Here is a 19,988-nt window from a genome sequence, read left to right as displayed (position 1 = left end):
TATTAAACCTGGTAAAAAATGGTTCAGGCCCGGGCCGGGATGTCGGATTTGGACAGCTGGCCGATCGCTTTTTTATCGGGCTTGTACTCGTGGAACTGCCGGAGCGAGACCGTGAGGTCACGGGTGAACGCGAAGTACCCGATCTGCGTGTTCCGGCAGAGGTTCATGGCCATGTCCATGAGGCCGCGGGGGTCGGGCCGGGCCTCGCCGAGCCAGATATGGAAGATGTTCCCGCCGTCTACGATGGGGAAGAAGACATGCTCGATCTCCATGCGTTTGGTCAAGGGGACGTCTGCGCCCGGCGCAACATGGGTGCCGTTCGTGTAATAGACCGGGAGGTCGCGGGATTTCCCGAGGTGGTCGAGCGTGTACCCGATATCGCCCTTTGCCACCTTTGCCGCCATGTCGTGGTAGCGCTTGTCGATGAGATCGGCGACCGCAAAGCGCTGGCCGGTGGTCTCGGCCGGGGTCCGGGCAAGCGCGAGCGTCATGTGGTTCTTCTCCGAGAGTTTTCTCGCATAGAGTTCCATCTCGGTCATGGCCCGGATGGCGAGCTTAAAGGCAGCCTTTGACTCGTGGGTCTGCTGGCCCAGGTGGTGCTGGACCATCTCGTTTACACCGACCACGCCGATCGTGTACACGAGCCCTTCGAGATCGACCGCAATCGCCCCGCGCTCGCCGGTGTTCGGGTCTTTTGGCCGCTGCATGGCAAAGGGCATCCGCCCGTTTGCCCGGATATTGTTCATCCAGCGGCGCTTGATCTTGAAGATCTCGACTGCCACATCCATGAGGGAGCGGAGTTCGGCAAAGAGACGTTCGTCGTTTCCTTCCGCCTTGTAGGCCGCCCGCGGGCAGTTGACCGAGACCACCTGCCACGAGCCCATCGAGAAGTGCTTGCCGCCTTCAAAGAAGAGTTTCTTGTCAAAGTCCGAGTCCTCGTCAGCAACTGCCGAGAACTGGTACGCGCAGCACTGGTAGCAGGAGATGCCCTTGCCCGCCCCGCGGTACGCCGGGAGCTGGTTGTCGTAGTAGGGCGTCCCGAACTTGGAGGCGAGCTCGAAGGTCATGAGGTACAGGTCGCGGAAGGTCGGGAGGTCCGGGTGGGCCTTGTTGAACTCCTCGCGCTCCTGCATGAAGTCCGGCTCGATAGAAATCTCGGGTTTGGGGAAATTGAACGGCTTGCCCCAGTAGTCACCCTCGATCATGACCTCCATGAGCGCCTTAAAGAGCAGCCGGACCTCGCGCTCGAACTGGCCGTAGGTCTTCAAAGGTGCCTGTTTCCCGTCCCAGACCTTTCCTTTGTACACGCAGGGCTTGTCCTGCCAGAGCGTGGGAACGCCCGGCGAGAGCTGGACGGAAGAGAAGACGAGCTGGCCGCCCCGGGCAACCATCATCTGCGTCATCTCGTACACGAACATCTGCATGTTCTGCTTGATCTCGCCGTACTCCATGCCCTCCATGAAGGGCGCAAGGAACGTGAGGAAGTTATAGTAGCCCTGTCCGCCGGCAAAGTTGGTCTGGGCGCTCCCGAGCGCCTTTACCGCGTGGAGGACCGCGACCTCCGCCCGTTTTGCCGGGCCGGCAACCGAGGCCTTTGTCCCGTTCCCGTCCGGCATCAGGCCGTAGTAGAAGAAGTAGCGCAGGTCCCAGTCCTGGCAGAAGGGGCGCGTCCCGAAATATTCGAGGTCGTGGATGTGCATCTCGCCGCAGAGGTGGTGGTCGGCAAGTTCCGGCGGGAGCTGGAGTAGGTACTGTTCCTTGGAGATCTTGTCCGCCTTTTTCTTGTGGCTGGTCTCGGCGTTCTCCTGGAGGTTTGCATTGTCGTGCGCCTCGAAGCCCCGGCCCACGTCGATCTGGTGGGCGTCATAGACCGGCGTACCCACCCGGGTGCAGATGTTCCGGTACTGAACCATGCCTTTTTCCAAAAGCGTGATGTTCGTGATCTCCCGGATGAGCGGGCCCGAGAGGGATTTTAAGCCAAGGGCAAGGATGCGCTCTTCTACCTCGCGGGCGATCTCCTGCGCGGTTGCATCGTCTGCGCCCTCGTACCCGTAGAATGCCTCGGCAAGTTTTGTCTCGGTCTTGATTTGGCCGGCGATCCGGTTCCGGTCCCAGTCAACAATATGGCCGTCCGTGGTGCGGACCGGGGGCAGGGCGGGCGAGAAGCTGCCGTCGAAGGTCAGCTGGCGGGTCTGCCGCTGCGGGGTCATCAGGCACCCGAAAGGATTTCCAAGAGTTTCTTCTCGTTAAGGTCGCCGGTCGGGAAGAGCTCTGCGGTGGTATAGAACTCCTCGCCCCGCTGAAGGACGGGCGCCTCGTTGACAAAGACGCCGTTGACCCGGAGCTCGGTGAGGGCCTCCGCGGTCGAAAGGTCGCGTTCGGAATATGCATAGCCGCCCTTTTTTATGGCTTTCTTTAACATTTCGCAGTGCGGGCAGGTCGGAAGCGAGTACACGATCAGTTCAACCGGTTTCGTCATAAAAAGCACCCTCTCTTATCTAGGACGTACGCAGTGGAGGGATAAAAAAATCATGGTTTAATACATCTGCATTGCATAGATGGGCGCGGCCGGGCGGGCACCCTTTTAACGTGTCGTGTCCAAAACGTACCCGTAATGGTCAGGGCGTTTGTGGCATTCGAGATCTCTGAAGAGATGCGGGAGCTTCTGGCAGCGGCGCAGGCCGGGCTCAAAAAGAGCACCGCACGTCTCGCGTTTGTCGATCCGCCGCTCATCCACATCACGGTAAAATTCCTTGGCGAGGTGGACGAAAAAAAGCTCCCGCTCGTTATCCGCGCCCTTGACACCGTGAAGGCTGCGCCGTTCCCGGTCACGGGGAACCGGGTCACGGTCAATAACTTCAAAAACCCGCACACGGTCTGGTGCGCAATCGACGATGCCGGGAAGGGACGGAATGTCTTTGGCGCTGTAGAAACCGTTCTTGCCCCGCTCGGGTTTCCCCGCGAGACCCGGCAGTTCTTTCCCCACGCAACGCTCGCCCGGGTAAAAATCGCGGATCCCTCACTGCTCCGCTGCCTCGAAGGGATAAAGGATGCCCCCTGCGGCAGCTGCACGGTCTCGGGCCTGAAACTCAAGAAGAGCACGCTTTCGCCCCGCGGGCCGGTATACGAGGACCTGCACGAGGTGGCATGGTGAGCGGAACCGCCTCCCGGCTCCCGCTCGAAGAGAAGATCCTAAAAGAACAGCTCCGGCCGTCCGCGGAGGAGCGGGCATATATCCGGGGCGTGGCGGACCGGCTGCTCGCCGCGATTGCCGCTGACGGGAAGGCGGAAGGGATGGTGGTCGGGTCGATTGCCCGGGACACGTGGGTAAAAGGCGACCGCGACCTCGATGTGTTCATGCTCTTTTCCCCGGACCTCCCCCGCGAGACGCTCGAAAAGGAGGGCCTCGCCCTTGCCCGGGGCATTGCCCGGCAGTTCACGGACACGCTGTGCGAGAAGTACGCGGAGCACCCGTACATCAACGCGACGATCGACGGGATCGATGTGGATCTCGTGCCCTGCTATAACGTGAAAAGCGCTGCCCATATCCAGAGCGCGGTGGACCGGACGCCGTTCCATACCCGGTACATTACGGACAAGATCAATGGTTTTACCGACGACGTGCTGCTCTTAAAGCGGTTCGCAAAGGCCGGGGGGATCTACGGCTCCGACCAGATGACTGAGGGGTTCTCGGGCTACCTCTGCGAACTCTTAATCCTCCACTATGGCGGATTTTCTGCGCTGCTCGAAGCGGCATCCGGCTGGGGCCCGCACCAGAAGATCGATATCGAACATCACGGGGCAAAGGAGTTCTCCGAGCCGCTCGTAGTGATCGACCCGGTCGATCCCCGGCGCAATGTGGCGGCAGCGGTGTCGATCGACCGGATGGCGGAGTTCGTGGAGCTTGCCCGGGGCTACCGCGAGGCGCCGTCCGAAGCGTTCTTCGAACTGCCGAAGATTATCCCGGTGAGCAGGGACGAGCTTGCCGCAATCCTTGCCTCGCGGGGCACGTCCCTGTACGCGGTCACGTTTGCGACCCCGCCGTTTATTGACGAGATCGTGGTGCCGCAGCTCCGGCGCAGCACCGGGGCGGTGAGCGATCTGCTCGCCCGGAACGGTTTTGTGGTGCACCACGCCCACTACGAGATGGGAACGGAACGCTGCATGCTGCTCTTCGAGCTCTTAACCGACGAGCTCCCGCCAATCCGGCGCCACGAGGGCCCGCCGCTCTGGAACAAGGTAAACGCGGAGAAGTTCCGGGAAAAGTACCGGGATGCAGTCCTGCCCGGCCCGTTCGTGGAGAACGGCCGGTACGTGATGGAAGTCCCGCGGGAGTACCGGTCGGCTGCCGATCTCCTCACCTCAAAGGAGCTCCTGAATGTGGGCGTGGGCCGGCACATCCGGGCATCGCTTGAGAAGGACTGGTGCGTGCTCGAAGGTGCGGACTGCTGGGACGAGGCTTTTGCCGGCTTTATTGCCGGGTTCTTTGCCCGGTGCTCGCCGTTCGTGCGGAGCCGGAAAGGGCAGTAACCAGATTATTTTGTGGCCGGATCCGCTCCGTAAAAAAGACCCGATTAACATAGAAAAATCTATACTATGTTTGGTTAACATTATCTGGAACAACCGGAGGAATCCGGTTTTTCTTACCAAGGATGAGAACCATGACACAGTTCAACAGATGTGAAACCTGCGGCGGTTTTATCCCGCAGACCGATCTGCTTATGCCCCGCTGCGGATACACCGGCTGCTCCCCGCTCTCGGAACCGAAGATCTTCAGGCTCGCGCACAAGGGCTGTCCTGTCTGGACGGCACCCAACGCAGAGTAATTCGTATTTTTTTCTTTTTTATTTCCGGGAATACCCGGTCCGTGCCGGTAAAAACCCTGTGGGAGATAAACTGCCCGTATAAGAGTTGTACGAAAAAGAGAGGGACTTTTTTAGATCCCGCTGTTGCCCCGTTCCCCGGTCCGGACCCGGATCGAGTCCTCGACCGGTAAGACAAAGATCTGGCCGTCGCCGATTTTACCGGTATACGCGGCGGTCTTGACGACCTCGATCACCTTTTCTGCGGACTCATCGGAGACCACGATCTCGATCTGGCGTTTCGGGATAAGGTCGGTGATATATTCGGCCCCCCGGTACTGCTGCTTGATGCCTTTCTGGACGCCCCGCCCTTCGACATCAAACACGGTCATCGCTCCAAAGCCGGCCGTATCCAGTGCCGTCTTGACTGCCTCGAACTTCTCGGGGCGTATCATTGCCTTTATCATCTTCATGGTAGGTCACCTTTCCGGGAAGGAACGGGCTTTTCTCCGCCCGCGCCCGGATTTTTCCGATAATATAGAATGAGGAAGGCTTCCTTTAAAAGAATTCGGGACTCTTAAAAAAAAACAAGAGTGGTGGGTAAGGCATTTCACAGGGCTTCTTGCAAAAAGAGGCCCCGGGAAAAGAGCAGTGCATGAAAAAAAGGAAAAAATATTTACGCTTTTTTCAGAAGATCGGGCCGGTACCTCATCATGGCTTCAATGGCCCGCTCCTTGTGGACATACGCCGGGTACCAGATAGTAAAGACAATTGCGATTATCATGAAGACCCACTGCACGTTGTCCCAGAAAATAGAACCCTGGACCGGGTAGACCAGCAGAAAAACGTTGATGACAAAACCCAGCGTGAAAGCAAGGGCCCACACCGCGGTGATGATGTAATTGACTTTCATAAACGGGGCGCTTTTGACGCGCTCGGGTTCGACCCCTTCGCGGGAATACTGGAGGGTAAAGGGGAAGTGGAAGGCGATGGTGCCCCAGCTGACGACGGTTAAAAGCAGCATCGAGAGCACGGCAATGTAATTTGCCAGGTAATACTGGCCAAGGCCGATGATCAGAGTAAAGAATACGGCAAAAAATGCGAGCGATACGATGGCAAGGATATACCCCTTGACCAGCTGGTGGTAACTTGTTGCGAGGGCAAGTACAATCGCAATCACAAACGCTAAGATCAGGCTTAAGCCCGGATTCCCCAGCGGTGCCTGTGCAATAAGAGCAAAGGCAATCCACGGCACGAATGCGGTAAACAGCGATAAACTATTCATAATCTTCACCGGGTGATACGCATCGTGTGCGGATAATTATTGTGAAACGTATTAAAAAAAAAGGAAATTATTTCCGGGAATTCTTTTTGATTTTTGCTGCTGCCAGTTTCTCGATCGCGGCGGTATCGGCACCGGCTGCAACGGAGAGTTTCCCGTTCCGGACTGCGCTCTCCACGAATCCTTTCCCGGTGGCATTCCGCACAATGAGCGTGGTCGACCCGGCCGGGCTCCCGACCGCACCTGCGGAGAGATCGGCCTCAATCGAGGAGAAGTCCGTGCAGATATGGCAGCCGGGCCGGATCGCGTCTTCGAGATCCGCGAGCGGCACATCGAGGATCGTGCCGTCCTCTTTAAGGATGACCAGCTTGCCCTTGACATCCAGTTTCTTGATCTCATGCGGTGCGAGTTTGTACTTCTTTTCAAGTTTCCCGTGCACAAGGCCGGCATAATCGAAGGTCTCGGTACAGAAGAGGCCAACGACAAGGCGGATCGCATTCCCGTACGGGCGGAGGAGATCGTACTCGCTTGCCCGGATCCGGGCCGCGGCCTGCACGGCGCAGGGGACTCCAATAACTGCGATCTTCGTGTACTTCCGGATCACTACGGCCTCTTTGAGCGCTGCAAGGAGCGGCACCCACCAGCTGTACCGGCTGCCGGCTTCTGTGACGAGCACTTCCGATTTTGTGATTACCGCCGATGAGGGCTTGAGCGTCCAGCGGTCCTCGGTCACCGTGACTACGGCATCGATCAGGCCACTATCGAGGGCGTTTGTAAGGATTGCCGTGACCGCACCGCCACTCTGCCGGTGCGGGACCTCAAAGGTCGCCTTTGCGGTGAGCAGTTCGAGATACTTCCCGAGCGTCTCGTGCGGCTGATCGGCAGTCCTTGGACATGCCGCATAACAGGCACCGCAGGGGACACCATCGGTCACCTGTTTGCAGTAGCCGTTGCTCTTCGGGCTTACTACCATCTCCCCTTCAGCAAAGGAGAGCGCGTCGGCCGGGCAGACCGCGACGCATGCGCCGCATCCCGAGCATTTCCCGGTATCCCAGACCTCGGTTTTCAGATCCTGGTAAGTTTTTGCTGCCATCATTCTCACTCCGGGGTATACTTGTTGGCAAACGGCCGTGCGCTTGCCGCCGCGATCCGCGAGTATTTTTCTTTTAAAAGCGGTGCCGGGTCAAGGCCGAAGGACTTTGCGAAGTCCTCGATAATGGGCCGGATCATTTCCATCTGTTCTGCCGTTGCCGGCAGCTGCTTTGAACCGACCCCGAGGTATTTTGCTTCTACCTCGCCGCGGACATAGATCTCGCCGCCATGGATGCCGCTCCCGACGCCGCGTTCCGCAACCGGGACCTGGCCGTTTAGGCCGAGCACAATCAAAAGGCCGCCGGCCATGTACTCGCCGAGGAACGCCCGGGCCGAGCCACCCACCACAAGGATCGGGCGCTTCTCCTTGTACTGCTTCATGTGGATGCCGCCCCGGTACCCGATGCTGTCGCGGACATAGACCCGGCCGCCCCGCATGGAGTGTGCGGTCGCGTCACCGGTGCTGCCGAAGATGATCACCTTGCCCTGGTTCATGGTGTTCCCCGGGGCATGGTCAGCGTTGCCATGGACGATCACGGTCGGGCCGCTCATGAACATGGCAAGGTCGCCGCCCGGGACGCCGTTTACGGTGATGGTTACATCGTCGCCCCGGAGGCCGTCTGCTATGAACCGCTGACCGAGCACATTGTCAATCACGATCTCTTTTACGCCGTCACAGACCGCTTTTCTGATCTGCTGGTTGAGCGGGGTGTAGTGCAGGTTTTTCGCATCGATGCGGAGTGCTGCCATTGTTTTACGCCCCCACCGTCTTGACATCGAGGACATTGAGCAGTCCCTCGTCAAGCATATAGCCCCTGAGCCGGTCGCGGTTGCCCCGCAGGCTCTCGATACTGTTGATACCGGCCGCTCCCATGAGCTCGGCGATCTCATCCGTCCACGCATGGATCAGGTTTGCAACCTGCACCGCGTTGGTCTCCGGGTCGAGTCTCTTTGTGAGCTCGGGGCGCTGGGTTGCAATGCCCCAGGCGCAGGTGCCCCGGTTGCAGGTACCGCAGACCCGGCAGCCCATGGCAACGAGCGCGGAGGTACCGATGTATACGGCATCGGCGCCAAGGCAGATGATCTTCGCGATATCTGCGCTCTGCCGGATGCCGCCGCTTGCAATGATCGAAACTTCGTTACGGACACCCTGCTTGCGCAGCTTTGCGTCAACGCTTGCAACCGCGGCTTCGACCGGGATGCCCACGTGGTCGCGGAAGACCCGGGGTGCTGCACCGGTGCCGCCCCGGAATCCGTCGATGACGACCGCGTCGGCGCCCGAGCGGGCAATACCTGCGGCAATCGCGGCAGAGTTGTGCACGGCCGCGATCTTGACAAAGACCGGTTTCTTCCACTCGGTTGCTTCCTTGAGGCTGTGCACGAGCTGTTTTAAGTCCTCGATACTGTAGATATCGTGGTGCGGTGCCGGGCTGATCGCATCGCTCCCTTCCGGGATCATCCGGGTGCAGGAGACATCTGCGCAGACCTTTTCGCCCGGCAAATGGCCGCCGATACCCGGCTTTGCGCCCTGGCCGATCTTGATCTCGATGGCGGCCCCGCGTTCGAGGTAGTTGATGTCAACGCCGAACCGTCCGCTTGCAACCTGGACGATCATGTGGTCCTGGTACGGGTAGAGCGACTCGTGCAGGCCGCCTTCCCCGGTCCCGAGGAACGTGCCCATCTTTGTGACTGCCTTTGCCAAGGCCGTCTGGGCATTGAGGCTGATCGCACCGTAACTCATGTGGCCGATCATGATCGGCGTTTCGAGCTTCAGGTTCGGGGCGAGTTTTGTTAAGAGCTCCGCATCGCCGTTTGGTTTTTCCTTTACCGAGAGCGCTGCGGGTTTTTTCCCGATGTACGTCCGCAGCTCCATGGGCTCGCGCAGGGGATCGATGGACGGGTTTGTCACCTGGCAGGCATCGAGTACGAGCCGGTCGAAGATCGACGGGTAGGGCAGCACGTTCCCCATCCCGGCAACGATGATCCGCCCGGTCTTTGCCTGGTTAAAGACCGCTTCCCGGACCTCGCGGGTCCAGACCGGGTGGGTCCGGTAATCGGTAGGTTTCTCGTAGATGTCGATCGCATCGCGGGGGCAGAAGGCAAGGCAGCGGTGGCAGGCAACGCAGGCCCGTGAGTTCGCGACCACGATGTTGTCGCTTTCTTTCCGGAAAACACCGTACGAACAGTTCTCCACGCACCTGCCGCACTTCATGCACCGCTCGGGATCGATCTCGACCTTGAACCGGAGAGGGACGCTGCCGATGCTCATGCGATGACCCTCCCGATCACGGGCTCGCCGGCTTTTGGCATGCGGACGTCCTCGATCTCCGGCTCGATGCGCCGGATTGCTGCCTCTTCGCTCGAAATATAGAGCCGGTCGTTGTGTTCCCCGGTAACCAGCGGGCGGAGCTTGATCCGGTCGGTAAACCCGATCAGGGTGTCGGCAGTTGCAACGCAGATGGCAAACGGCCCGTTCATGAGCGCCGGGCCGTAGGTGAGCCGGAGCGCACGGTTGAGCTCCTGCTCCTTTGCCGGCATTGCATCGATCTCGTCCCAGAACGGCGGGGCAAGGGCTTTTACCGCCAGTTTCTCGGAGAGACCGTGTTTGCGTACCAGCAGGTCCACGAGATACGCCACGACTTCGGTGTCGGTATACATCGTGCAGTCGTACCCGTAGCTCTCGATATAGCGCCGGTTCGTCCCGTACGAAGTGATCTCGCCGTTATGGACAACGCTCCAGTCAAGGAGGTTAAATGGATGCGCCCCGCCCCACCATCCTGATGTGTTCGTGGGGTACCGGTTGTGGGCGAGCCAGAGGTAGCCTTTGTAATCCTGGATGCGGTAGAGGTTTGCGACTTCTTCGGGCCAGCCGGAAGCCTTGAAAACCCCCATGTTCTTTCCCGATGAGAAGATGAGGCTTCCTTTTCGTGCGGAATTGGTATTCATGACGAGGCGCATGACAATGTCGTCGGCGCTGGTATGGGACTCCTGGGCTTTGGTAACATCCGGCTTAAAGAAAAACCGCCAGGGTGTGTGGACCTTTTTGATCCCGGCTTCGTAGATCGGGATCGGTTCGTCATGGACGATCCGTCCCCACTTTTCCAGTTCCTGGACGAGCGCCGGTTTGTTCTCCCGTACATTATCGAAGAAGACGTGGAGGGCGTAGGCATCGGCAAACTCCGGGTAAATGCCGTAGGCTGCGTACCCGGCGCCTTCGCCGCTTCCCCGCTCGTCCATTAAGGCAAGGGATTCTCGTATCTTACTGCCGTCCATGAGCTGGCGGCGTTTGTCAATGACACCAATGATTCCGCACATTTTCCATCACAATCGGGATATCCTATACTAGTGAATGCTTCGCAGAATTGAATGTAATCGTTCCGGCATTTCTGGATAGTACATTCTCTCCTAGAACGTTTGTTCAGAAGATATAAATCTGATTGGTTGGAAATTAATTTCCATTATGTCTGCGGACGTATCCAAGTTGCTGAAGAAAATCGAGGCCGATAAGGTTCAGTTTATCCGGCTTCAGTTCACCGATGTCCCCGGTATGCCCAAAAATGCGGCAATCCCGGTGGTCCAGGCGGAAAAAGCCTTAACCGACGGGATCTGGTTTGACGGATCTTCGATCGAAGGATTTACCCGGATCGAAGAGTCCGATATGCTCTTAAAGCCCGACCCGGCATCGTATGCGGTCCTCCCCTGGCGGCCGCAGGAAGGACGGGTTGCCCGGTTCATGTGCGATGTGTACACGTACGGGAACAAGCCGTTCGAAGGCGATCCCCGCTATGTGCTCGAAAAGGCCATGGCAACCGCATCGAAGATGGGCTACACCTTCAACACCGGCCCGGAACTGGAATTCTTCCTCTTCAACATGGTGGACGGCAAGCCGACCACGCAGTTCGTGGACCAGGGCTGTTACTTCGATCTCGCCCCGCAGGACAAGGCCGAAGACGTGCGCCGCGACATTGTGCTCGCGTTAAGCTCGATGGGATTTGAGATCGAGATGTCCCACCACGAAGTTGCCGAGAGCCAGCACGAGATCGACTTCAAGTATGCAGATGCACTTACGACCGCAGACCGGGTCATGACCTTTAAGTTTGCGACAAAGGCCATTGCGCTCAAGTACGGCCTGCATGCGTCCTTCATGGCAAAGCCGATCGCAAAGATTAACGGCAGCGGCATGCACACCCACGGCTCGCTTGCAAAGAACGGCAAGAATGCGTTCTTCGATGCAAATGCAAAAGACGGCCTCTCCGACACCGCTCTCTACTACATCGGCGGTCTCTTAAAGCACGCAAAGGCCATCACCCGGGTTGCAAACCCGACCATCAACTCGTACCGCCGCCTCGTGCCCGGTTACGAAGCACCCTGTTATATCTCGTGGAGCACCACGAACCGGTCCGCGCTCATCCGGGTGCCGGCAGCCCGGGGCAACAGCACCCGTGCCGAGTTCCGCAGCCCGGACCCGATGTGCAACCCGTACCTCACGTTCGCCTGCATGCTCGCGGCCGGTCTCGATGGCGTGAAAAACAAGATCATGCCGCCGGACTCGACCAACACCAACATCTACCACCTCACTCCCAAAGAGAGGAAGAAGATGAAGATCGATATGCTGCCCGGCAGTCTTGCAGAAGCGCACCAGTACCTGTTAAAGGATCAGGTGCTCTGCGATGTGCTCGGTCCGCACATCCTCGAAACCTTAACAAACATTGCAGAGGCCGAGACCGATGCGTTCCGTCTCACGGTTCACCCGTGGGAACTGGACCGCTACCTCGCGACCTACTAATTTCCCTAAAATTTTTTAATTAATCCTCCAGGAACAGGCTGGACTTTTCATCCGGTAACTGCGCCTTTACGTCAGGCTCCGCGTATGCTGCCTGCGGGCAGGCAGGAGCAGGAAGCAAAAAACAGGGATCGGATCCCTGCATCACAGTTACAGGAGAATATTATGGCTCTGGATACCGGTGTTACTACCTGGCTCATGGTCTCGGCACTTCTTGTCATGCTGATGACCCCGGGCGTCGGGTTCTTTTATGGCGGTCTTGTCAGGAAGAAGAACTTTATCTCGATGATCGCATTGTCGTTCATCGTGCTCTCGCTCGTGAGCATCCAGTGGATCCTCTTTGGATACTCGCTTGCGTTCGGGCCGGATGTGGGCGGTTTCATCGGGAACCTCCAGTACATGGGACTCTCGGGAGTGAGTGCGGATGCCGGCAGTGCGGCATACCCGCCGCTCATCTTCATGGTCTTCCAGCTCTTCTTTGCGGCAGTAACGATCACGATCGTCACTTCGGCAGTTGCGGAACGGATCCGGCTTTCGTCGTTCATTCTGTTCGTGCTTGTCTGGGTGACGGTCGTGTACTGCCCGATTGCCCACTGGGCATGGGGCGGCGGCTGGGCGCAGCAGATGGGCATGATCGATTTTGCCGGGGGAACGGTGGTCGAGATCTGTTCCGGGTTTGCCGCGCTTGCGCTTGCGATGGTGATCGGGAAACGGGCCGGCTTTGGGGAATATTCGATGGAGCCTCACAATATTCCCATTGCGCTTCTCGGCGCCGCACTGCTCTGGTTCGGCTGGTTCGGGTTTAACGCGGGGAGCGCCCTTGCGGTAAATGCAAGTGCCGTTACCGCGTTTGTCAACACGAACACTGCCGCCGCGGCCGGTGCGCTTGCCTGGATGTTTGCCAGCTGGTATAATGGCAAGCCCAGTTCTCTGGGGATGGTGAGCGGGGCAATTGCCGGCATGGTCGCTATTACGCCGGCCGCCGGGTTCGTGACGCCGCTTACGGCAATCCTCATTGGCGCGGTTGCCGGCGTGCTCAGTTTTGTGATGATGCTCTGGCGGATCCGCCGACAGCTGGACGAGAGCCTCGATGCGTGGGCAATCCACGGCATGAGCGGCCTGTGGGGAACGCTTGCCACCGGTCTTTTTGCGGCAGCAGCAGTGGCCGGGTTCACGGGTCTCTTTGAAGGGAACGTACACCAGATGGTGGCAAATACAATCGGGGCGTTTGCCGCGCTCGTCTATGCCTTTGTTGTCACGTACATTGTTGCCTGGGCGATCGATCGCACCCTGGGACTCCGCGTCACGGCCGATGAAGAGTACGTGGGTCTCGATATCTGCCAGTACGGCGAACGGGCATAATCCCCGTTTTTCTTTTCTCTGGAATCTTTCTGTTTCCCGTGCGCATCTGCACGTGCGATCTGTCCCGGGTCGTTGCCCGGTTTTTGTCTCTTGGTTTTGGGATCTTCGTTTCTCTGCGCGTTTTTACACCGGCACTGGTGGGCCGCATATACGCTTTCTGTACGGGTGCAGGGGAGGGGTAAAATAACAATGTTTATAAGTGTAGGAATAGAATTTCCTTCCTACAATCTTAGCGAATCACAAAACTCCACCAGCGAATCTCCCTTGTCCAAGAAGCGCAAAGGCCAACTCTCTCGGGGACCGGACTTCCTATCCGGGACTGCTCACTGGTCTTTGCTGCCTTTTTGGGCAGTCTCATGGGAAGATTCCCGTACCTGCCCGTATTGCTAAAAAAATATATGGGCTGGTGCATAAAATCAGAAACGTTTACATCAGGTGAATGGAATGGTAATGGATTCTGGAGCAATTGCATGGGTGCTCGCCTCAACGGCGCTTGTCATGATCATGACGCCGGGAGTCGGGTTCTTCTACGGCGGTCTTGTACGGAAGAAAAACTTCATCGACATGATCACGCTCTCATTTGTGGCATTCGCACTCGTGAGTGTCCAGTGGGTGCTGATCGGGTACAGTCTGGCATTCGGGCCCGATGTAGGCGGCTTTATCGGCAACCTGCAGTACCTGGGCTTAAACGGTGTCAGCATGAACGACCCCGGGCCGTACAGCCAGATCATCCCCGGAATGCTCTACATGGTGTTCCAGCTGGTGTTTGCCACGGTCACGATGGCAATCGTCACGTCAGGGTTTGCAGAGCGTATCAAGTTCAGCGCATACCTTGTCTTTGCCCTGCTCTGGACAACGATTGTCTATGACCCGCTCGCCCACTGGGTCTGGGGAGGCGGCTGGACATCCCAGTTCGGCGCAATCGATTTCGCCGGCGGCACGGTCGTCCATATCAGTTCAGGGTTTGCCGCACTGGCACTCGCCCTGGTGATTGGTAAACGTGTAGGATTTGGCAAGTACGCCATGGAGCCGGCCAATATCCCGTGGTCCATCCTCGGTGCGGTCCTGCTCTGGTTTGGCTGGTTCGGGTTTAACGCAGGCAGTGCGGTCGCAGCAAACGGCCTCGCAGTCCAGGCGTTCGTCACCACGAACACGGCAACGGCAACCGCAGCAATCGTCTGGATGCTCGTCTCCTGGGCACACGGCGGCAAGCCGAGTTCCCTTGGGTTCGTGTCCGGCGCAGTGGCGGGCCTTGTGGCTATCACGCCCGCAGCCGGGTTCGTAACAGTACCGGCATCGATCCTGATCGGTGCAGTTGCAGGTGCAATGTGCTACGGTATCATGCTCTGGCGTCAGGGCAAGGGCATCGATGAGAGCCTTGATGCGTGGGCAGTCCACGGCATGGGAGGTCTCTGGGGTGCAATCGCAACCGGTATCTTTGCCTCTGCAGCAGTGAACGGTGCATCGGGCCTGATTGAAGGCAATGTCCACCAGTTCACCGCCCAGATTGTCGGTGCAGGAGCGGCGGTAATCTACGCCTTTGTGGTCACATATATCCTCGCAGTCATCGTGGACAAAACGATGGGCCTGCGGGTGAGCGAGGAAGAGGAATATGTCGGGCTCGACATCTCACAGCATGGTGAGAGGGCCTGATATTTTTCCGGGTGATAAAAATGAAAATGGTTACAGCAATTATCAAACCGGAACGGTTCGAGTTCGTAAAAAAAGCGCTTGAAGACAAAGGCTATGTCGGCATGACCATCACGGAAGTCAAGGGTCGCGGCGAGCAGAAAGGGATCTCGCTCGAATACCGCGGCGGAAAGATGACGGTCGACCTCCTGCCCAAGGTCAAGCTCGAGATCGTAATCCGCGACAGTGCGGTCGACGACCTGGTTGCAACACTTACGGGTGCCGCACGGACCGGCAAGATCGGCGACGGCAAGATCTTCATTGTGCCGGTCGAGAAATCCATACGGATCAGGACCGGTGATGTGGAATCCTAAAAAAACAGGAACCGTAAAACCACAATAACCCATACGTCCAACAAAATGCAGCAGACTCATGTTCACGGGGCTTGGGATCTCCACACCCACCCCGTCTGTTTTTTTTTTAAAAGAACCGGTAGTATTTCCGGTCAAACGCATGCGACGGTTTTCTCATCTCTTACCGAGGATCTGATCCGGGTTGCCCGGTTGGTCCGGGCATGGCTGCCCGGGCGTCCTTTCGCGCTCTAAAAAAAAATTACCGGTTTTAGCCCGTTATACCTCTTCGGGCCATGCCAAAGGATAAAACCGGGTGAAAAAAGCATCCCCCTCACGGAGAATTACTTTACCGCTCCCGGGACAGGATCCGGTCGGAGGATTTAATGCAGATTGTTATTTACCATGGCGCCAAACCCATAAAGTAACAATCATGATCCCGTGGCTGAAAGCGAATTTTAAGAATTTCAGGCCCTCTGCTGCCATCGCGCTCAATGCCACGCGGCACATGAACACGCTCGAACGGAAAAAACTCTTCTCCCCTGATATCGAGCCCATGCGTACGGCAGAAGGGCGCTGGTTCGAGGCGATCGTGTACGAGATGTTCCTCGACATCTCGCAGAAGACCGACCGGATAAAGTACATTGCCCGGAAAGGCGCCGATGCCCCACGGGCCGGCGCCCAGGCGCGGCTCGGCCAGAACGGCGTCTTCTATTCAAAATACGGGGACATCACGTTCCGCGGCAACGGGCAGGATCTTGCCGAGTTCGATCTCATTCTTGTCGATTCCAATAACAACGTGTCCTTTGGCGAGGTCGTCACCTCCCCGGCCGATCTAAAAGAGTTCGAGATCGAGATCGCATTCAAAAAACGGCTGCTCGGGTACCTCTACGGCCAGGAGCACGTTCCCTTCCTGTTGATCTCGTCCATCGACATCTCCAACTATTCCGTGGTAAAACGGCTGAGTAAAGATCCCGACAATGCGATCATCCACACGAGCTCCTGTGAAGAGCTCAAAGGCCTCGTGAAGCATTACCGTCCCCGGATCCTGTACACGAAACCCACCAACCACCCGAAGCTGATAAGAGCGACCGACATTCCGATCAAACACCCGATCGATTACCGGAAATGCCACGACGAGTACCGGGCCCGGATCTTCGCCGGGATCACGCGCGGGCAGCAAAAGCCGGGCATGGCGCCGCAAACCGAGACCGAGGCGATCGTGAAAAAGATCCTGTACGGGGCGCTCTACCCGCATGCCATCAAGGCGGTCTGCGATGACTACGGACTCGTGGTCAAGGGAAAACGCGTCCCGTTTGCGGAATTTTTCCAGTACTACTCGAAAGCGATCATTGCCATGGACCTTCCCGGTTACGAACTGATCATCTATCTCCGGTCCCGGCAGAAACGTGAGTTCCTCAAGATGATCCAGACAAAGGACGGCCATTTCCGGTTCGAACGGCCGACCCCCTCGCGGGTAGGGTTTTTCCTGTGGATCGAGTCCCTCCAGCCATCGCTTGGGACAAAGATCTCGTTAGATATCCTCAAGACCTTTTCAGAAAAGGAACCGGATAAAACGTAAGAAAACCCCGGATGAGGTTGTGCAAACCCCGGGCATAAAAAAAGGGGCACTCCCCGTCCAACCAGGGAATGCCGGGACGTATCCTGTTTTATAATTTCAGTCGAGCAGTGCGGCCATCGCCTCGTCGTACCGGGCTTCCATGACGTACGGGATCCCCGAGATCTCGGAGGCCTCTTCGGTCAAAGCCATTACGTCCCCGCGGGACATGGTCGAGAGCCGGAAGTTACGGCTGCCTGCCATGATCTGCTGGAGACCGGTCTTAAACTTCTGCGCATAGGTGTAGATGCCCACGGCGCCCATCGGGATCTGCGCGATCTTTGCGCCGTATTTTTCCTTGAGTTCCTCGTAGCAGACAAAGATCTCTTCTTTGGTGCTGCCGTACCGGGAGACCGACTTGGGCAGGTCGCCGGCGGCAAGCCACTTCTCGATATTCTTGCCCACCATGCCGGGGATCATAAGTCCCCTGCCCATGCAGACTGCCTTGAAGTACGGGCTGCCCATCGCAAGGGCCTTGAACACGCCGGGTTCGTCCGAGAACCCGCCGGCCATGGCGAGGTCCGGGACCCGCATCCCTTTCTTCTCCAGTTTCTGGCAGAATTCGTAGGTGAGCGACTGGAGGTAGAAGGTCGGGATGCCCCATTCGTTCATCATCGGCCACGGGCTCATGCCGGTCCCGCCGGGTGCGCCATCGATGGTCAACAGGTCGATCTTTGCTTCGGAGCAGTAGCGCAGCGCCATTGCGAGCTCGACCATGGAGTACGCGCCGGTCTTGAGCGTCACGCGCTTAAAACCGATATCGCGGAGCCGGTCGATCTCTTCGAGGAACCCCTCTTTTGTGACAAAACCGAGCCGGGAGTGGCGCTCGAATTCCCGTATTGCGCCGGCCTTAAATGCGGCCTGGTTCTCCTTTAATGTCGGGTCCGGGAGGACAATGTAGCCCCGTTTTTTTAACTCGATGGCCCGTTCGAGCGAGGTGACCTTGATTTCGCCGCCGATGCATTTTGCACCCTGGCCCCACTTGAGCTCGATGGTGTCCAGGTTGTGTTTTGCCGAGACGTACTCCGCGGTTCCAAGCCGGGTGTCTTCGACATTCATCTGGACGAGAATTTCCCCGTAGCCCTTCTGGAATTTCTGGTAGGTGGTGATCCGGCGGTCCATCTCGGGCGAGAGCGTGACCTTGCCGTTCTTGTCGCGTTTGAGGCCCGGGTCGATCCCGCAGACATTTTCCCCGCAGACGAGCGTGATGCCGGAGATGGCAGCGCCGACCGCGAAGTGTTCCCAGTTGGCCCGTGCGATCTCCGTGGATCCGAGCGCCCCGGTAAAGATCGGGAGTTTCATCTTTACTTTCTTGTCCCATCCGTACTCGGTCTCGGTATCCACGGTTGAGAAGACCGCTGTATCGGGACTGGCATTTGTTCCTTTGGGAAGCCCGCGTGCCCCCACGGCATAGCCCTGGATGTTGAGGTGGGAGTAATCGACGGGATAGTTCTTGTCGGCACCTGCGGTGATCGCGCCAAACGGGCCGGGATAGAGAACCTCCCTGCCCCTGAATGACGAAAGCCAGATCTCGCAACTGCCCTTGCAGCCGTCCATGCAGCGGGTACAGATACCGGAACACGGAACAACGTTCCGCGAGCGGTTGACCGTACCCGTTGCCTCGTTTGCATTGGGTTGTCGTAAATTGCTCATGAATTCACTCCTCACAAACGTGAGTGGATATGTTCGTAAGAGGACCCGCGTGCACCGCCTGAATCGGGTGCAGGAATCGTGACCCTGAAACGGTTTGAGAACAGTGCTCAAACAAGAGGAATTTTCCTGCCGTTCTTTATAAACGCTCTTATTTTATTGTGAAATGTCAGGTTTTTTCAACATTTTTCCTGCATTTTTGCTGGAGTTCCCTGCATTTTTTTCGAAAAAATGATCCAAAATTTGGAAAATGAGGAGAAAAACGATCGATCCGGATCCCGTGTGGTTCCCGCCCGGGACCGGTACCTGCCGGTGCGCTTTAGAAGACCGGCGCGCCGGTTACAAGATACAACACGAGGAGGATCAGCGGCTGGTGCACGAGATAAATCACGAGCGAGTGCCGGCCCAGGAACGCAAGCAGCGAGACTGCCCGGTCCGGGAGCCGGGGCATTGTCCACGCCCGTTCCCCATCGGGATAGGCAAACTCACCGATGGCCATGCCGATCAGGACCAGGCCCATCCAGGGGAAGATCGGGGTATAGTCCACGCTCCAGAACGCGAGCGGGTGGATACCAAAGACGAGCAGGGCCGCCGGGCCGGGGATAGTGGCAAGGAACCAGCCGAGAAGAATAAAAACGATCCCGATCGCTGCGTTCCATTTCCGGAACCGGAAAAAGAGCGGCGAGAGCATGATCGAGACCCCGATCAGGTGCAGGATGCCGAAGATAACGAATCCCTCCTGCAGGTACCACCAGGTCGCTATGGTAACAAGAAGTCCGCAGGCAAAGATGCCGGCGCCGCGGATCAGGAATTTCCTGGTGAGCGGCCAGCCCGAGAGATGGCGTGCTGAGCGGGCGTGGCTGATTGCAAGCGAGATGCCGGCCACCAGGAGGAAGAGCGAGGCAGTGGCATAGGCAAAGTACCGCCAGAACCCGGTATCGACCACAACGGGAGCGATCCGGAAGAACGAACAGTCAAAGACCGAATGGAAGATCACCATCATCACGATAGCAATGCCCCGGAGAAGATCGATCTCGGGGAACCGCGAACTGCCGCTCATGCGTGCCGGTATATTCGCGTCCGGGTTCTGATATGTATTTGGGGAGGCCCGGTAATTCCGGTGGAAATCCGGCATATGAAATACTCCGGTATCGGTCTCCTCCGGGGGGTCCGTTTCCGGATTAACGTGGCGGCGGGGATGATCCCGTTACCCGGATGCCCGCAGGACGCTCCCGTAAGGCACGGAACCTGAGATCACGTAACATTTCCGGTAAAAACAGGTGCATTTTCCCCGGGAAAAGACCCCCCTTATTTTCGGCTCGTAATGCGGTTTCCAGCCTCACCGGATCTCTTTCTGGCCAGTGAGACATCCGGTTTTTCGCGGCCAAAAGAACGCTGCTAAATTGCACGGTCAATTTTC

At 57.8% G+C, this 19,988-nt stretch carries 18 protein-coding genes; 8 read left to right on the top strand and 10 right to left on the bottom strand.

Going from position 1 to position 19,988, the window contains the following annotated elements; genetic code table 11:
• Positions 1-23: 23 nt before the first annotated feature.
• Positions 24-2,210, bottom strand: a complete 2,187-nt coding sequence (gene nrdD, locus BP758_RS04270) for an anaerobic ribonucleoside-triphosphate reductase (protein ID WP_292369036.1) — start codon at positions 2,208-2,210, stop codon at positions 24-26.
• On the bottom strand, positions 2,210-2,479 hold the full coding sequence (locus tag BP758_RS04265; RefSeq protein ID WP_292369035.1) for a glutaredoxin family protein: 270 nt from the start codon (positions 2,477-2,479) through the stop codon (positions 2,210-2,212). Before BP758_RS04265 ends, nrdD begins: the two co-directional genes overlap by 1 nt.
• A 135-nt stretch (positions 2,480-2,614) precedes the next feature.
• Here BP758_RS04265 and thpR point away from each other — a divergent pair, with 135 nt between their 5' ends.
• From thpR to BP758_RS04250, 3 genes are all read left to right on the top strand, one after another.
• Positions 2,615-3,154: an RNA 2',3'-cyclic phosphodiesterase gene (gene thpR, locus BP758_RS04260; RefSeq protein WP_292369033.1), complete on the top strand. Its 540-nt coding sequence runs from the start codon at positions 2,615-2,617 to the stop codon at positions 3,152-3,154.
• A complete protein-coding gene (gene cca, locus BP758_RS04255; protein ID WP_292369031.1) occupies positions 3,148-4,530 on the top strand; it encodes a CCA tRNA nucleotidyltransferase in 1,383 nt (460 codons plus the stop codon). The genes thpR and cca overlap by 7 nt, the downstream gene beginning before the upstream one ends.
• Positions 4,531-4,661: 131 nt before the next feature.
• Complete coding sequence (locus BP758_RS04250; RefSeq protein WP_292369029.1) at positions 4,662-4,826, top strand: hypothetical protein; 165 nt, start codon at positions 4,662-4,664, stop codon at positions 4,824-4,826.
• A gap of 110 nt (positions 4,827-4,936) precedes the next feature.
• Here the strand turns inward: BP758_RS04250 and BP758_RS04245 are convergent, their stop codons facing one another.
• The 6 genes from BP758_RS04245 to BP758_RS04220 form a co-directional block, all read right to left on the bottom strand.
• Positions 4,937-5,275 carry a P-II family nitrogen regulator gene (locus tag BP758_RS04245; protein ID WP_292369027.1) on the bottom strand — a complete coding sequence of 113 codons (339 nt, stop codon included), beginning with the start codon at positions 5,273-5,275 and terminating at the stop codon, positions 4,937-4,939.
• 203 nt (positions 5,276-5,478) lie between these two features.
• Positions 5,479-6,087 carry a hypothetical protein gene (locus BP758_RS04240; RefSeq protein WP_292369025.1) on the bottom strand — a complete coding sequence of 203 codons (609 nt, stop codon included), beginning with the start codon at positions 6,085-6,087 and terminating at the stop codon, positions 5,479-5,481.
• Positions 6,088-6,154: 67 nt separating this feature from the next.
• Complete coding sequence (locus BP758_RS04235; protein WP_292369964.1) at positions 6,155-7,177, bottom strand: Coenzyme F420 hydrogenase/dehydrogenase, beta subunit C-terminal domain; 1,023 nt, start codon at positions 7,175-7,177, stop codon at positions 6,155-6,157.
• 5 nt (positions 7,178-7,182) lie between these two features.
• Positions 7,183-7,926 carry a hypothetical protein gene (locus BP758_RS04230; protein WP_292369021.1) on the bottom strand — a complete coding sequence of 248 codons (744 nt, stop codon included), beginning with the start codon at positions 7,924-7,926 and terminating at the stop codon, positions 7,183-7,185.
• 4 nt (positions 7,927-7,930) lie between these two features.
• Positions 7,931-9,445 carry a glutamate synthase-related protein gene (locus BP758_RS04225; protein ID WP_292369019.1) on the bottom strand — a complete coding sequence of 505 codons (1,515 nt, stop codon included), beginning with the start codon at positions 9,443-9,445 and terminating at the stop codon, positions 7,931-7,933.
• Positions 9,442-10,491: a class II glutamine amidotransferase gene (locus tag BP758_RS04220; RefSeq protein ID WP_292369017.1), complete on the bottom strand. Its 1,050-nt coding sequence runs from the start codon at positions 10,489-10,491 to the stop codon at positions 9,442-9,444. Before BP758_RS04220 ends, BP758_RS04225 begins: the two co-directional genes overlap by 4 nt.
• Before the next feature lie 145 nt (positions 10,492-10,636).
• Here BP758_RS04220 and BP758_RS04215 point away from each other — a divergent pair, with 145 nt between their 5' ends.
• The 5 genes from BP758_RS04215 to BP758_RS04195 all read left to right on the top strand — a co-directional run bounded on the left by BP758_RS04215 (position 10,637) and on the right by BP758_RS04195 (position 16,882).
• Positions 10,637-11,962, top strand: a complete 1,326-nt coding sequence (locus BP758_RS04215; RefSeq protein WP_292369015.1) for a glutamine synthetase family protein — start codon at positions 10,637-10,639, stop codon at positions 11,960-11,962.
• A 162-nt stretch (positions 11,963-12,124) separates the two neighbouring features.
• Positions 12,125-13,321, top strand: a complete 1,197-nt coding sequence (locus BP758_RS04210) for an ammonium transporter (protein ID WP_292369012.1) — start codon at positions 12,125-12,127, stop codon at positions 13,319-13,321.
• Positions 13,322-13,765: 444 nt separating this feature from the next.
• Complete coding sequence (locus BP758_RS04205; RefSeq protein WP_292369010.1) at positions 13,766-14,974, top strand: ammonium transporter; 1,209 nt, start codon at positions 13,766-13,768, stop codon at positions 14,972-14,974.
• A 20-nt stretch (positions 14,975-14,994) separates the two neighbouring features.
• Positions 14,995-15,324 carry a P-II family nitrogen regulator gene (locus BP758_RS04200; RefSeq protein WP_292369008.1) on the top strand — a complete coding sequence of 110 codons (330 nt, stop codon included), beginning with the start codon at positions 14,995-14,997 and terminating at the stop codon, positions 15,322-15,324.
• Positions 15,325-15,733: 409 nt separating this feature from the next.
• Positions 15,734-16,882, top strand: coding sequence for a hypothetical protein (locus BP758_RS04195; RefSeq protein WP_292369006.1), 1,149 nt, complete (start codon positions 15,734-15,736; stop codon positions 16,880-16,882).
• Between the two features lie 96 nt (positions 16,883-16,978).
• On the opposite strand, the gene BP758_RS04190 is transcribed toward BP758_RS04195, so the two are convergent.
• Entirely contained in the window at positions 16,979-18,571 is a 1,593-nt protein-coding gene (locus BP758_RS04190) for an FMN-binding glutamate synthase family protein (RefSeq protein ID WP_292369004.1), read from the bottom strand.
• Between the two features lie 316 nt (positions 18,572-18,887).
• Complete coding sequence (locus BP758_RS04185; protein WP_292369002.1) at positions 18,888-19,628, bottom strand: heparan-alpha-glucosaminide N-acetyltransferase; 741 nt, start codon at positions 19,626-19,628, stop codon at positions 18,888-18,890.
• Positions 19,629-19,988 lie beyond the last annotated feature (360 nt).

This window comes from Methanoregula sp. UBA64 (genome assembly GCF_002502735.1).
Taxonomy (GTDB): Archaea; Halobacteriota; Methanomicrobia; order Methanomicrobiales; family Methanospirillaceae; genus Methanoregula.
This window is presented reverse-complemented; position numbering and strand designations above follow the sequence as displayed.